At 69.4% G+C, this 13,486-nt stretch carries 13 protein-coding genes; 6 read left to right on the forward strand and 7 right to left on the reverse strand.

What is annotated here, in order from left to right; all coding sequences use genetic code 11:
* Window positions 1–4: 4 nt before the first annotated feature.
* Together ACM6LR_RS02055 and ACM6LR_RS02060 are read right to left on the reverse strand one after the other, a co-directional pair.
* Window positions 5–673, reverse strand: a complete 669-nt coding sequence (locus ACM6LR_RS02055) for an alpha/beta hydrolase (protein ID WP_414935858.1) — start codon at window positions 671–673, stop codon at window positions 5–7.
* 118 nt (window positions 674–791) lie between these two features.
* Entirely contained in the window at window positions 792–1,691 is a 900-nt protein-coding gene (locus ACM6LR_RS02060; RefSeq protein WP_414935859.1) for a LysR family transcriptional regulator, read from the reverse strand.
* 102 nt (window positions 1,692–1,793) lie between these two features.
* Here ACM6LR_RS02060 and ACM6LR_RS02065 point away from each other — a divergent pair, with 102 nt between their 5' ends.
* Window positions 1,794–2,732, forward strand: a complete 939-nt coding sequence (locus ACM6LR_RS02065) for a DMT family transporter (RefSeq protein WP_414935860.1) — start codon at window positions 1,794–1,796, stop codon at window positions 2,730–2,732.
* A 177-nt stretch (window positions 2,733–2,909) separates the two neighbouring features.
* Here the strand turns inward: ACM6LR_RS02065 and ACM6LR_RS02070 are convergent, their stop codons facing one another.
* From ACM6LR_RS02070 to ACM6LR_RS02080, 3 genes are read right to left on the reverse strand one after another with little or no spacing between them, the layout of a single operon-like run.
* On the reverse strand, window positions 2,910–3,278 hold the full coding sequence (locus ACM6LR_RS02070; RefSeq protein ID WP_414943045.1) for a DUF4345 domain-containing protein: 369 nt from the start codon (window positions 3,276–3,278) through the stop codon (window positions 2,910–2,912).
* Window positions 3,279–3,986, reverse strand: coding sequence for a response regulator (locus tag ACM6LR_RS02075; RefSeq protein WP_125680018.1), 708 nt, complete (start codon window positions 3,984–3,986; stop codon window positions 3,279–3,281). It lies immediately after the preceding gene.
* Window positions 3,987–3,993: 7 nt separating this feature from the next.
* Window positions 3,994–5,349, reverse strand: coding sequence for a PspC domain-containing protein (locus tag ACM6LR_RS02080; protein ID WP_414935862.1), 1,356 nt, complete (start codon window positions 5,347–5,349; stop codon window positions 3,994–3,996).
* A gap of 110 nt (window positions 5,350–5,459) precedes the next feature.
* Here ACM6LR_RS02080 and ACM6LR_RS02085 point away from each other — a divergent pair, with 110 nt between their 5' ends.
* Together ACM6LR_RS02085 and ACM6LR_RS02090 are read left to right on the forward strand one after the other, a co-directional pair.
* Window positions 5,460–6,719, forward strand: coding sequence for a PspC domain-containing protein (locus ACM6LR_RS02085; RefSeq protein ID WP_414943046.1), 1,260 nt, complete (start codon window positions 5,460–5,462; stop codon window positions 6,717–6,719).
* Window positions 6,712–6,948, forward strand: coding sequence for a hypothetical protein (locus ACM6LR_RS02090; protein WP_414943047.1), 237 nt, complete (start codon window positions 6,712–6,714; stop codon window positions 6,946–6,948). The genes ACM6LR_RS02085 and ACM6LR_RS02090 overlap by 8 nt, the downstream gene beginning before the upstream one ends.
* A gap of 217 nt (window positions 6,949–7,165) precedes the next feature.
* On the opposite strand, the gene guaA is transcribed toward ACM6LR_RS02090, so the two are convergent.
* The gene (gene guaA, locus ACM6LR_RS02095) at window positions 7,166–8,722 is read right to left on the reverse strand and encodes a glutamine-hydrolyzing GMP synthase (protein ID WP_414943048.1); all 1,557 of its coding nucleotides are present in this window, start codon (window positions 8,720–8,722) and stop codon (window positions 7,166–7,168) included.
* Between the two features lie 127 nt (window positions 8,723–8,849).
* Here guaA and ACM6LR_RS02100 point away from each other — a divergent pair, with 127 nt between their 5' ends.
* From ACM6LR_RS02100 to ACM6LR_RS02110, 3 genes are all read left to right on the forward strand, one after another.
* Entirely contained in the window at window positions 8,850–9,380 is a 531-nt protein-coding gene (locus ACM6LR_RS02100; RefSeq protein WP_414943049.1) for a DinB family protein, read from the forward strand.
* An 88-nt stretch (window positions 9,381–9,468) separates the two neighbouring features.
* Window positions 9,469–10,503: a zinc-dependent alcohol dehydrogenase family protein gene (locus ACM6LR_RS02105; RefSeq protein ID WP_414935867.1), complete on the forward strand. Its 1,035-nt coding sequence runs from the start codon at window positions 9,469–9,471 to the stop codon at window positions 10,501–10,503.
* 55 nt (window positions 10,504–10,558) lie between these two features.
* Window positions 10,559–12,004 (forward strand): aldehyde dehydrogenase family protein, encoded by a 1,446-nt coding sequence (locus ACM6LR_RS02110; protein ID WP_414943050.1) that lies wholly within the window; start codon window positions 10,559–10,561, stop codon window positions 12,002–12,004.
* On the opposite strand, the gene ACM6LR_RS02115 is transcribed toward ACM6LR_RS02110, so the two are convergent.
* The gene (locus ACM6LR_RS02115; protein ID WP_414943051.1) at window positions 12,001–13,455 is read right to left on the reverse strand and encodes an FAD-binding oxidoreductase; all 1,455 of its coding nucleotides are present in this window, start codon (window positions 13,453–13,455) and stop codon (window positions 12,001–12,003) included. The two genes, ACM6LR_RS02110 and ACM6LR_RS02115, sit on opposite strands and share 4 nt — an antisense overlap.
* Between the last annotated feature and the right edge of the window lie 31 nt (window positions 13,456–13,486).

Consider the following 13,486-nt stretch of genomic DNA (forward strand, 5'->3'; position numbering starts at 1 on the left):
CAGGCTACAGCCGCTCGCGAACCAGTGCCGCCAGTTCGACGGGACGGCTGAGGAACGGGCTGTGGCTCGCCCGCCAGGTCACCTGCGTGTCGCACCGTGCGGCGAAGTGGGCGACCATTTCCGGTGCGATCGCCCGGTCTTCGGCACAGGTGAGGTAGGTGTTCGGGGTTTCCTTCCACGCCGCGCCCTCAGGCGACTCGTCGAAGATCGTGACGGGCTCCGGACGCAGCAGGGCCGTGGCCCATTCGGCGACGGCGTCCGAACAGTCGGCGTACAGGGCCTCGCGGACGGCGGTGCGGTCGAGATGGGTCATGCCCGCGTCGTCGAAGGTCAAGGGCAGCGACTCGGGTTCGCGTCCGGTTTCCTCCTTGATCCGCTCGATCCAGTACTGAGCTGTCTCACCGGGTTCGCTGACGATCGCGGCCAGAAGGATCAGGTGCGAGACCCCTTGGAGCCCGCTGGCGGTCACTCCGCCGTAGGAGTGCGCGAGCACCACCGGTGGTTCGGCCGCTCGGTCGACGATTTCCTGGACGGTCCGGGTGGTTTCGGCGATCGGGCGCGCACCGAGGTCGGGAACGGTGACCTCGACGCCTTCCCGGCGCAGGCGTTCGGCGATGTCGTCGAAATGGGCGGGCTGGTGCCAAGAGCCGTGCAGGATGATCAGGGGACGCACGGAGGTCCTTTCGCCGGCGGGGTCGGTGGCTTCCCTGCCAGGTTGCCGACCGCCGGCACGGCTGATCAAGCTCAGCCGGTTTTCGTGCCCGCCTGGTCAATCCCGGTTGCCTGTCCGGTCAGGCCGCTTTCGCCGCTTCACGGATCGCGCTGAGGAACCGTCGCACCGCGGGGTGTTCCCTGGCGTGCGCGGCCACGGCCGCATGGATGGAGCGGACCGGATCGGGGCGGCGGACCTTGCGGATCGCGACGCCGGGGTGCGGGGCGCCGAGGCCGAGTTCCGGGATCAGCGCGACTCCGAGCCCGGCGGCCACGAACCCTTGCGCCGTTTGGTAATCCTCGGATTCGACGACGTGGTTCGGGGCGAATCCGGCCGCGCCGCACGCGTCGAGCAGGATGTCGCGGCAGGCGCCGGGCAGGCCGTCGACGCCGACCCACGGATCCTCCGCGAGTTCGCCGAGATCGAGGACGCGTTTACGGGCGAGCCGGTGGTTCTTCGGCAGGATCGCGCGGTACGGGTCGTCGAGAAGGTGCACGTACTCGACACCCTTGACCCGGGGAAGGGTCGTCGGGAGCACGATCATCGCGACGTCGGCCTTGCCCGACTCGATCTCGAGCATCGAATCGTCGGGCTCGACCAGTTTCAGTTCGAGGCGGACCCCCGGAAAGTCCCGGCGCAGCGCGGCGACGGCCAGGGGCACCAGTGAGGCACCGGCCGTCGCGAAATAGCGGATCGCGAGTCTGCCGGTGCGGCCTTCCTTGAGTTCGGTGAGCGCGGCCTCGGCCTTGGCGAGCTGGGTGCTCAATGTTTCCGCGTGTTCGGACAGCAGCGAACCGGCGGGCGTCGGCCGCACGCCGCGTCCGACGCGCTCGAGCAGTTCGACGCCGGCTTCCCTTTCCAGCGTGGACAATTGCTGGCTGATCGCGGAAGGTGTGTAGCCGAGGTTCCTGGCGGCGGCGGTGATCGAGCCGCTGCTGATCACGGCTCGGAGGACCTGCATGCGGCGGACGTCCAGCATGGTCCGATCTTACAGTTCTTCTTAAAGCTCCCTGCAGTAATTCTCGCTTGTCCTTACGCGTCGGCGCGGCGAAGCTGAGCCGACGCGTAAGGGAGGACTGGGGTGGGCGAGACGAAGACCCTGCTGCGGATCGGCGCGCTGGCGCTCATGTGGGGATCGAGTTTCTTCTGGATCAAACTGGGGCTGGGCGCGTTCTCCCCGGTGCAGCTGGTACTGGCGCGGGTGACGCTCGGCGCGGCGGTGCTGATCGGGCTCTGCTATCTCGGCCGGGACCGGCTGCCGTCGGGACGGCGGATCTGGGGACATCTGGCCGTCGCGGCGTTCTTCCACAACGCGCTGCCGTTCCTGCTGTTCGCGTGGGGTGAGCTGACCGTCGACTCCGGGATCACCGGCGTCCTGAACGCGACGACGCCGCTGTGGGTGCTGCTCGCCGCGCCGATGCTGGGCACGCGAACGAAGATGACCGCGGTCCGGGTCGCCGGGCTGATCGCCGGGCTCACCGGGATCCTGCTGATCTTCGCGCCTTGGGAAGCCTCGGGGCTGCTCAGCTGGGGTGCGCTGGCCTGCCTCGCGGCGGCCGCGAGCTACGGGTTCGCGTTCGTCTACGAGGGCAAGTACCTGACCGGCACCGGCGACTCGCCGATGTCGCTGGCGGGTGGGCAGATGCTGCTCGCGACCGGGTTCCTGCTGCTGGCGATGCCGATGGGTGGCTTCGAACCGGTACACCTGAGCACCGGTGCCGTCGTCGCGGTCGTGATTCTGGGGATCGGGTCGACCGGGATCGCGTTCGCGCTGAACTACCAGCTCCTCGCGAGTGAGGGCGCCGTCGCGACGTCGATCGTCGGGTACCTGCTGCCGGTGGTTTCGGTGCTGCTGGGGGCGGTGTTCCTGCGGGAACCACTGAACTTCCGGGTGATCGCGGGGATGGTCGTCGTGCTGGGAGGCGTCGCGCTGACCCGGCTCCGCCAGAAGGAGCGGGGGACCTTTGCTACCGCCCCGGTGGTGGAGCGGCCCCTCGCGACCGCGGGGGAGGCGCCGTGACCCGCGTTTAGCGGGCTGATCGCGCTCCGCCCGCCCGGCACCTCCCAGGGCAGGCGGGACGACTTTCGCGGGCTAAGTGCGACGCGGCGGGGCCTGGGGGCTCACCGGATCGCACTTAGCCCGCGAAAGTCGCCACGGTCACCGGATCGCGATTTAGCCCGCTAAAGGCGACGCGAGTCAGAGGGCGGAGACGACGAGCAAAGCGGCCATGATCAGCTCGACCCAGAAGTAGAGCCAGCTCGGATAGAACCGCTCGGGCCGCTCCGCGAACCGGGCGACCAGCCGCCCGAAGGCCATCCCGGCGAGCGCGACGGCCACCGCGATCGCGGCGCCCCGCTGGATCCCGCCGACGTCGAAGGCCGCGAACCCGAGCAGCACGGCGATCGCCACCCCGAAGCCGCCGTAGACCGCGCGCACCTCGGTCCGCGCGGTCGCGGAGTCCAGCGTGATCCCGAACGGCCGGATCAGCCGCCTCGGCGCGACGAGCCCGAGCAGGCCCATCCCCAGGAAGAACACGGCCACCAGGCCGATGAGAACGGGCGTCACTCAGACGAGACGCCGGTCGGAAGCCCAGCGCGAAAGCTCGTACCGGTTCGAAAGCTGCGTCTTCCGCAGAACGCTCGACACATGCGTCTCGACGGTCTTCACCGAGATGAACAGCTCGGACGCGATCTCCTTGTACGCGTACCCGCGCGCGAGCAGCCGCAGCACATCGCGTTCCCGCGGCGTCAGCAGGTCCAGGTCCGGGTCGCTGATCGGCGCGGAGCCCGGCCGGTCGGCGAACGCGTCGAGTACGAACCCGGCCAGCCGCGGCGAGAACACCGCGTCACCGTCGGAAACCCGCACGACGGCGCGCACGAGTTCCTTCGACGAGATCGTCTTCGTGACGTAACCGCGGGCCCCGGCACGGATCACGGCGATCACGTCCTCCGCGGCGTCGGAGACCGAGAGCGCGAGGAACACGACATCCGGCAGTTCCGGACGGATCCGGCGCAGCACCTCGGCACCGCCGCCGTCCGGCATGTGCACGTCGAGCAGCACCACCTGCGGCTTGGTCCGCGCGATCCCCGCGACCGCCTCGGCCACCGAGCCCGCCTCACCGACCACGCGCACGTCGTCGGTGATCGAGTCCAGTTCGGTGCGCACGCCTGCCCGGAAGAGCGCGTGGTCGTCGACGAGGAAGACCTTGACCGGCTCCCGCGTCTGCTGGTTCTCCGTCACGATGCTCCCTCGCTCGCCCTGTCCCGTGAGCATAGCGACCTCACGCCGCACCCTTCCCCGCCTTGACCGGCATCTCCAGCTGGACCTCGGTTCCTTCACCCGGTGCGGTACGCAGCTTGCACTTGCCCCCGTGCCGTTCCATCCTCCCCCGGATGGAATCGGCGAGACCGTGCCGATCGCCCGGCACGACCTCGGGGTCGAAACCCTTGCCCCGGTCGCGCACGAAAACCGTCACCGACGTCGGCTCGACCTCGGCGTACACGCTGACCTCGTCGACTCCCGCGTGCTTCGCGGCGTTGACGATCGCTTCGCGGGCGGCCTGCACCAGCGCGGTCAGCGGCTCGTTCAGCGTGGCCTCCCCCACGACGACCTGCTGTACCGAAATCGCGAACGCGTCCTCGACCTCGCCGCACGCGGCCGCGAGCACCTCGGACAACTGCCCACTGATCGCTTCCTCTTCGGTCTTCTGGCTCTTTCCGTACCCCGTCGGCCCGTACAACCAGCCGCGCAGTTCCCGTTCCTGACCGCGCGCGAGCCTGGCGACCTCACGCGGCGATTCCGCCTGCTTCTGGATCAGCGCGAGGGTCTGCAGGACCGAGTCGTGCAGGTGGGCGGCGATCTCGGCGCGTTCGTCGGTGCGGACGCGGGCGGTGCGCTCGTCGGAGAGGTCACGGACCAGACGCAGCCAGAACGGGACGGTCAGCACGGCCACCCCGAACAGCGTCGCGATCACCGCGACCAGCGCGAACTTGACCTGGTCGATACTGCCGCTCTGCAGGACCACGACACCGATGCCGGCCATCACCAGCGCGACACCGGCGACCACACGGATCGCGGCCGACCAGCCCCCGCCGCCGAGGAAGGCCCCTGCGACACTGCCCTTCGCGCCGAGACGCCAGCGCCTCCGTTGCGACTCGTCGGCCTCACGCCAGACGACCGCCGCACCGATCATGGCCAGTGCCAGCGGGATGGCGACCCAGCCACTGATCAGGCCGGTCAGCGTGCCGCTGGCGACGGCGAGACCGACACCCAGCGCCATCAGGCCGAAAGCCTGCTGCTTCTCCTTCGGCGCGGCTTTCTCCGGCTCGACGTCACCGGTCTGCTGCTGGACGAAGACCCAGAGCAGGCCGTACGCGAGGAGGCCGATGCCATTCAGCGCGGCCAGCAACGCGAACGCGGTCCGGACCCAGAGCACCCTGACGCCGAGGTGGTCGGCGAGGCCGGCGGCGACACCCGCGATGGCGCGGCCGGACCGGCGCCGGTACATCTTGGGCGGCTCGAACGGCGCCGGTGACAGGCTGCCGGGCACGGGCACCGGAGTGCGCTCGATGAGCGTCGGCTTCCCCTGCTCGGCGAGGTCGTTGGAGGCGGATTCCTGCACGTTCTCCATGGTCACATGGAGTGCGGTACTGATCCATCGGGGAAACCCCTGACTCTTCCCGCTGGGGAAACCTCAGGGACGTTCCCGGATGTGGCGGGAGGTCACCGGGGCGCATTCTTTGTGGCATGAGTGGGAGTGAGACACATACACCGAGGCGCGGCCCTGCCGCCGGCTTCGAACACACCGTCAAGGATTTCTGGCGGAGCAGGCCGGTCCGCCCGGCGCACGGCCGCAAGTTCGCCGGCGTCGCCGCCGGGATCGGCTACCGGTACGGCATCGACCCGACCGTGGTCCGCGTCGCGCTGGTCGCGGCGACCGTGTTCGGCGGTTTCGGCGTCTTCGTCTATCTGCTGGGCTGGCTGTTCCTGCCGCAGGAGGGCGACAGCGTTTCCGCGTTCGAGGGCCTGATCGGCCGGGGCAGGGCGTCGAGCTCACCCGCGTTCGCGGTGCTGCTGCTGCTCCTGCTGTTCCCCGGTCTCACCTGGACTTTGAGCGGCGGCTGGATGACCGACGGCACCGGGCTGATCGGTTTCGCGCTGATGGCGGTCGCACTGTACCTGCTGCACCGCAACCGCGGTCAGTTCAACCGGCCGGTGATGCCCGCTCCGGCGTATCCGACCGCCGCGTTCTCGATGGCGTCGGCGGCGACCTCGGCCTCGACGGCGACCGAGAGCGGCTGGGACCCGCTCGCGGCCGACCCGTCCGCCTGGGACCTGCCGAACGCTTCGCCGTCCGGCGGCCTGCCGCCGCAGACCCCTCCCGCGCCGCCGGCGCCTCGCGGCCGGAAGTCGAAGATCGGCGCCGCGACCTTCGGGCTCGCCGTGCTGGTCGCCGGGATCGGCACCGTGCTGAACCTGGACGGCGAGGCGTGGTTCACCGTGCAGCACGTCGTCGGGCTCACCCTGGGTGTGGTCGGCATCGGGCTGGTCGCCGGTTCGTTCGTCCGGGGCGGTCGTGGGCTGATCGGGCTGGCGGTGCCGCTGGCGATCGTCGGGATGGCGCTGACGACGGTCCCGTTCGAGAACTTCTCCGCGAAGGGCGGCTTCGGTGACATCAAGGCGACACCGAGCGCGGCGTCCGAGGTGCTACCGGAGTACCACCGCTCTGCGGGGAACATCGACCTCGACCTGACCAAGCTGCCCGCGGGGACGCCGGTGACCACGAGAGTCTCCAACGGAGCGGGCAACTCGACGGTGCTCGTGCCGGCGGGTGCCGAAGTGAAGGTCACCTGCGAGACCGGAGCGGGCGAGGTCGACTGCCTCGGCCAGTCTCGCTCGGGGGTCGGCGTGGACACCGTCGACTTCACCTCGGCGGGTACCAGCGGCCAGAAGATCGTCCTGCAGGTCGAGAACGGTGTCGGAAACGTGGAGGTGCGTCGTGGCTGAGTACGACTACGACAACTACGACAACACGCAGTCGGCTCAGCCCGCGAAGCGCGGGGTAGACGTCTTCACGCTGATCGTCGGGATCGCGACGCTGCTGGTGTCGGGGTACGTCCTCTCGGACGGCTCCTCGTGGCTCCCGCGGTTCGACTTCCGGTGGGTCATGGCGGGCGGGGCGATCTTCGTCGGTGTCCTGCTGCTCGCCGCTTCGGTGCGCAAGAGCCGCCGCTAGCGGCGCCGCTCACGATCCACTCCACTCCGAAGGCCCCGGCCACTCGCCGGGGCCTTCGCCTTGCGCGGGGCCGCGCGACTTTAGCCCCCTAATCGTGATCCGGTGGGCCCCGAGCACCGGATCGCGTTTAGCGGGCTGATCGCGATCCGGGTCACGCGGGTGCCCTGGGTCGCCAGATCGCGCTTAGGGGGCTAAACGCAAGTCGGAGCGGTGCGGGTCACTCCCACTCGATGGTGCCCGGCGGCTTGGACGTGACGTCCAGGACCACCCGGTTCACCTCGGCGACCTCGTTGGTGATGCGGGTCGAGATCCGCTCCAGCACCTCGTAGGGCAGCCGCGTCCAGTCGGCGGTCATCGCGTCCTCGGACGACACCGGCCGCAGCACGATCGGGTGCCCATAGGTCCGCCCGTCGCCCTGGACGCCGACGCTGCGGACGTCGGCAAGCAGCACCACCGGGCACTGCCAGATCTCGCCGTCCAACCCGGCCGCGGTGAGTTCCTCGCGCGCGATGGCGTCGGCCGCGCGCAGTGTCTCGAGCCGCTCGGCGTCGACGGCGCCGATGATCCGGATGCCGAGTCCCGGCCCGGGGAACGGCTGACGCCGCACGATCGTCTCCGGCAGCCCAAGCTCCATCCCGACGCGGCGCACCTCGTCCTTGAACAGCAGGCGCAGCGGCTCGACGAGCTCGAACCGCAGGTCGTCGGGCAGCCCACCGACGTTGTGGTGGCTCTTGATGTTCGCCGCGCCCTCACCGCCGCCGGATTCGACGACGTCCGGGTACAGCGTGCCCTGGACCAGGAACTTGTAGTCGCCCTCGGCCTTCAGGTCACGCTCGGCCTGCTCGAACACGCGGATGAACTCGCGGCCGATGATCTTGCGCTTCTCCTCGGGGTCGGTGACCCCGGCCAGCGCGTCGAGGAACCGCTCACGCGCGTCGACGGTCACCAGGTTGACCCCCGTCGCGGCGACGAAATCACGCTCGACCTGGGTGCGCTCACCGGAGCGCAGCAGACCGTGGTCGACGAACACGCAGGTCAGCCGGTCGCCGATGGCGCGCTGGACCAGCGCGGCCGCCACCGCCGAGTCGACACCGCCGGAAAGCCCGCAGATCGCCCGGCCGTCGCCGACCTGCTCGGCGATGCGCTTGACCTGGTCGTCGACGATGGAAGACGTCGTCCACTGCGGCCGGATGCCCGCGATGTCGTGCAGGAAGCGGCGAAGCACCTCTTGGCCGTGCGGCGAGTGGTGAACCTCGGGGTGGTACTGGACGCCGGCGAAGCGGCGCTCGACGTCTTCGAACCCGGCGACGGCGGCGCCGTCGCTCGACGCGGTCACGGTGGCGCCCTCAGGGGCCTTGGTGACGCTGTCGTTGTGGCTCATCCAGGCGGGCTGGTTGTTGGGGAGGCCGGCGTGCAGGACGCCACCCTCACCGGCGACGCGGACCTCGGTGCGGCCGAACTCGCGGGTCCCGGTCGGCTCGACCGTGCCGCCGAGGGCCTGCGCGAGCACCTGGTGGCCGTAACAGATACCGAAAATCGGCACGCCGGCGTCGACCAGCCCGGGGGCGAGTGCGGGGGCGTTCTCCGCGTACACACTGGAAGGACCACCGGAAAGGATGATCGCGGCGGGGTCCTTCGTGAGGATGTCCTCGGCGGTGGCGGTGTGCGGGACGACCTCGGAGTAGACCTGGGCCTCACGCACGCGGCGCGCGATCAGTTGCGCGTACTGCGCCCCGAAGTCCACGACGAGTACCGGACCGGTGGGACTGGGCACCTGAAACCTCCAGATCAGAGCAGTACGCTTCCCCACCATCGTCCCAGGTGGGCCGGGTCACCTCGCCGCCAACCCCCTCACGATTCAGGACAGCGACTGACCGCTAAGGGGCCTACCTTCCGGGGACATGAGCATCGACTGGAGCAAGGAACTCTCCGAACAGCTCGACTGGCACTGGACACAGCACTTCCGTCCCCGGCTGGACACCCTCACCGACGACGAATACTTCTGGGAACCCGTCGAAAATTGCTGGTCGATCCGTCCTCAGGAGGACGGCCGCCTGATGATCGACTGGGCGCATCCGGAGCCCTCACCGCCTCCGGTGACGACGATCGCCTGGCGCCTCGCCCACATCACCATCGGAGTCTTCACGATGCGGAACGCGTCGCACTTCGGCGCCGAACCCGTCGACTACCAGACCTTCCCCTACGCGGCCTCCGCCGCCGAAGCGCTGAAGCAGATCGACGACGCGTACGCGCACTGGCGTGACGGCGTCCGCGCCCTCACCGCCGAAGACCTCGAACGTCCCTGCGGCGAGGCCGAAGGCCCGTACGCGGACTACCCGTTCTCGGCGCTCGTCCTGCACATCAACCGGGAGGCCATCCACCACGGCGCCGAGGTCCTCCTGCTGCGCGACCTCTACGCGCGTCGCGTTTAGCCCGCTAAACGCGACGCGGGCGGGGAGCGCGTTTAGCGGGCTAAACGCGACGCGCCCATACTGAGGCGAGCCCAGGAAAGGACCCGCCTTGCGAGCGACAGTCATCTACGGCGCCGGCGACGTACGCGTCGAGACCGTCCCGGACCCGAAGCTGAGCGAACCCACCGACGCCCTTCTCCGCGTCGTCCGCTCGTGCATTTGCGGCAGCGACCTCTGGCCGTACGGCAGCATGCCCGCGCGCGACCGCGGCGTCCGGATCGGTCACGAGTTCCTCGGCGTCATCGAGGCCATCGGCTCCGACGTCACCACGCTCAAAACCGGTGACCTGGTCGTGGCCCCGTTCGTGTACTCCGACAACACTTGTCAGTTCTGCCGCGAAGGCCTCCACACCTCCTGCCTGCACGGGGGCTTCTGGGGCGCGAAGGGCGTCGACGCCGGTCAGGGCGAGGCCGTCCGCGTCCCACAAGCCGATGGCACGCTGGTGAAACTGCCGCACACCGAGGACGACGACCTGCTCGCCTCGCTCCTCACGCTCTCCGACGTGTTCCCGACCGGACACCACGCCGCGACCAAGGCGGGCGTGAACGCACGCACCACTGTCACCGTCATCGGCGATGGCGCCGTCGGGCTCTCCGCGGTCCTCGCCGCGAAGCGTCTCGGTGCCGAGCGCATCATCCTGATGGGCCGCCATCAAGCCCGCACGGACCTCGGCCGCGAGTTCGGCGCGACGGACGTCGTATCCGAGCGCGGCGACGAAGGCATCGAGAAGGTCCGAGACCTGACGAACGGCGAAGGCACTCACACCGTTCTCGAGTGCGTCGGTACGAAGCCCGCCTTCGAGATGGGCGTCGGCGCGGTCCGCCCCGGCGGCACGATCAGCCGGGTCGGCGTGCCCCAGTACGACGAGGGCCCGATCGGCCCGCCGCTGTTCCGCCGCAACATCACCGTCACCGGCGGCGTCGCCCCGGCGCGGCACTACATCCCCGAACTGCTCGACGACGTCGTCGAGGGCCGGTACCAGCCGGGCAAGGTGTTCGACCGGACCATCGGGCTCGAAGAGGTCCCGGACGGCTACCGCGCGATGGCGGACCGCGAAGCACTCAAGGTGCTCGTCAAACCATGACTCGGTCGAGTGGGTGTTCACACCTTGGACACCCACTCGGAATACCTTGTCACACATGGACATGATCACCCCGGAGCCGCGTCCCGCCTGGATCGCCGGCCGCCCCGAACAGGGCGCTTCGACGCTCACCGTGCACCACCCGTTCGACGGAAGTGAAGTCGCGACCGTCGCGGTGCCCGGACCGGAGCAGGTCGAACGGGCGGTGAGTGCGGCGGCAGCCGTCGCGAAGGAGTTCCGGCGTTCCTCGGCGCACAGTCGCGCCGCGGCGCTCGACCACGTTTCGCGGGTCATCGCCGGCCGGGCCGAGGAGATCGCCGAGGTCATCACCGCCGAGAACGGCAAACCGCTCAAGTGGGCCGACGCCGAGGTGCGGCGCGCGGTGTCGGTGTTCCGGATCGCGGCCGAAGAGGCCCGCCGGTTCAGCGGTGACCTGCAGCGGCTGGACACCGACCCGGCGGGCGAGGGCAGGCTGGCCATCACCCGCCGCATCCCGCGCGGCCCGGTACTGGGGATCGCGCCGTTCAACTTCCCGCTGAACCTGGTGGCGCACAAGGTCGCGCCGTCACTCGCGGTCGGCGCGCCGATCATCGTCAAACCCGCGCCGCGCACACCTCTCTCCGCGCTGATCCTCGGCGAAATCCTGGCCGAGACGGACCTGCCGGAAGGCGCGTTCTCGGTGCTTCCGCTCGGCAACGAGGAGACTTCGGCGCTGGTCGCGGACCCCCGCCTCCCGGTCGTGTCGTTCACCGGTTCGGGTCCGGTCGGCTGGTCGCTGGCGGACGCCGCGCCGCGCAAGCACGTCGTGCTCGAACTCGGCGGCAACGCGGCCGCCGTCGTGCTTCGCGACTGGCCGGACCCCGAAGGCGCGGCGCACCGCATCGCGACGTTCGGCAACTACCAGGCGGGGCAGTCCTGCATCGCGGTCCAGCGGGTGATCGTCGAGCGCGAGGTCGCCGAGAATTTCCTGCCGGCGTTGGTGGAAGCGGTGCGGTCGCAGCAGCCCGGCGATCCCTACGACAAGAACACCGACGTGGGCCCGGTCGTCGACGAGGCCGCCGCGGAGCGGATCGTCGCGTGGATCGACGAGGCCGTCGCCGCGGGCGCGAAGATCCTCACCGGCGGCAAGCGGAACGGCGCGACGGTGGAGCCGACCGTGCTCACCGACGTCCCACCGTCCACAAAGGCCTGGGCGGAGGAGATCTTCGGGCCGGTGCTCGCCGTGTCCATTGTGGATGGTGTTGACGAGGCTTTCGCTTCGGTCAACGAATCCGCCTACGGCTTGCAGGCCGGAGTGTTCACTCGCGACGTGCATCTCGCCTTCTACGCGTCGACCGAACTCGAGGTCGGCGGTGTGATCATCGGCGACGTCCCGTCCTACCGCGCGGACCAGATGCCGTACGGCGGCGTCAAGGGATCGGGCGTCGGACGGGAAGGCGTGCTCGCCGCGATGCACGACCTCACCGAGGAACGGGTCACCGTCTTCACCGGCATCGACCTCTAGGCGGGAGTGACGGCCTGCGCGAACCCGAACACCTTGTCCGGGTCGAAGGTCTTCGCCACCCGCTTGAGGCGGGCGGCGTTGTCGCCGTAGTAGGCCGTCATCCAGTCGGGCAGGGCGGGGTCGATGTAGTTGACGTAGCCACCGCTCAGCCCGAGCCCTGTCACCACCTCGGCAACGGAATCTGTTGCCACGGAACGGTTACGCGTATCCGCCTGGCTGTAGATCTGCACGCTGCCGATCGCCTTCCGGTGCCAGAACGCGGTGGCGTCCGGGGCGATTTCGGCGACGGCACCGCCGAGACCGTCGACCAAGAGGTCCATTCCCCGCCTGCCGTCGAGGATCGACGTCAGCTTCGCGGGATCCACCACCTCACCGAGGATCCGTGAAGAGGCCACAAAGGACTGACGGCTTTCACTGCCGGAGAAGTACTTCATGGCACCGAGGTAGTCGAGTTGCTTCACCGTACGCGTGCTTTTGACCTTGCCGGTCAGTTTGTCCAGCTCCCTGGCCAGCGAAGCGGAATCGCCGACATAGCAGCCGGAAACCCGGGCACCGACCGGAGATCCTCCCGACAGTACGACGTTCGCCCACAACTCCGATGGAGCTTCGGGCAGCCATCGTTGCCACTCGGCGAGGACCTCGTTCGCGCTGCCCGCCGGGAATCGCAGGGAGAACACCGAAACGACCGAGGGCGACGGGTCGGTGCGGAAGGTGAACGAGGTGACGACCCCGAAGTTGCCGCCGCCTCCTCCGCGCAACGCCCAGAACAGCTCAGGCTCGGAATCCGCCGACGCCGTCCGGAGTTTCCCGTCCGCCGTGACGACTTGCGCCGACACCAGGTGATCACACGTGAGCCCGTATTTGCGAGCGAAGACACCGATTCCGCCGCCGAGTGTCAACCCGGCGATGCCGACGCTGGGGCACGACCCCGCAGGAAGACAACGGCCAGCGCCACCGAGCGTGGCGTAGACATCCTTGAGTTTCGCGCCCGCACCGATCACGACCTGTTCACCGCGAACGTCCACTGAGGACATTCCGTCGAGGTCGATCATCAGGCCGCCGTCAGGAACGGAATAACCTGCGTAGCTGTGGCCGCCGCTCCGAGCGGCGATCGGAACCCGCCTCGCCGCCGCCTCGACGGCGGCCTGCACGTCTTCCGGTTTGGCGCAATTCGCGATCGCGGCGGGCTTGAGGCCGTCGAAGGCCGGATTGAACACAAGTTTGGCGTTGTCGTAGCCGGAATCACCCGGCAAGAGCAGCGAGACCTTGTCGCGCAGAGCGGCCCAGTCCGGCGGCCCGGACGGCGGCGTGACACTGGTGCTCGGCGGCAGCGAAGCGCCCGGCGCCGAACTGGGCGCTTGTGCCGGAGGCGCGGCAGAGCACGCCGTCGCGGCCGCCCCCGCCGCGGCCGCGCCGGCGAGCTTGAGGAAGTTTCTTCGCCCCAACTTCATACTTGTGAAGACGCCTGGGCCGTGATCGGGT

It is taken from the genome of Amycolatopsis sp. cmx-11-32, assembly GCF_047608695.1.
In the GTDB taxonomy this organism is placed as follows: Bacteria; Actinomycetota; Actinomycetes; order Mycobacteriales; family Pseudonocardiaceae; genus Amycolatopsis.

Coding starts and splice junctions, on each gene's coding strand:
- ACM6LR_RS02060 (WP_414935859.1), bottom strand. CDS start 1,691: ATGCTGGACGTCCGCCGCATGCAGGTCCTCCGAGCCGTGATCAGCAGC.
- ACM6LR_RS02075 (WP_125680018.1), bottom strand. CDS start 3,986: ATGCTCACGGGACAGGGCGAGCGAGGGAGCATCGTGACGGAGAACCAG.
- ACM6LR_RS02085 (WP_414943046.1), top strand. CDS start 5,460: ATGAGTGGGAGTGAGACACATACACCGAGGCGCGGCCCTGCCGCCGGC.
- ACM6LR_RS02100 (WP_414943049.1), top strand. CDS start 8,850: ATGAGCATCGACTGGAGCAAGGAACTCTCCGAACAGCTCGACTGGCAC.
- ACM6LR_RS02110 (WP_414943050.1), top strand. CDS start 10,559: ATGGACATGATCACCCCGGAGCCGCGTCCCGCCTGGATCGCCGGCCGC.
- ACM6LR_RS02115 (WP_414943051.1), bottom strand. CDS start 13,455: ATGAAGTTGGGGCGAAGAAACTTCCTCAAGCTCGCCGGCGCGGCCGCG.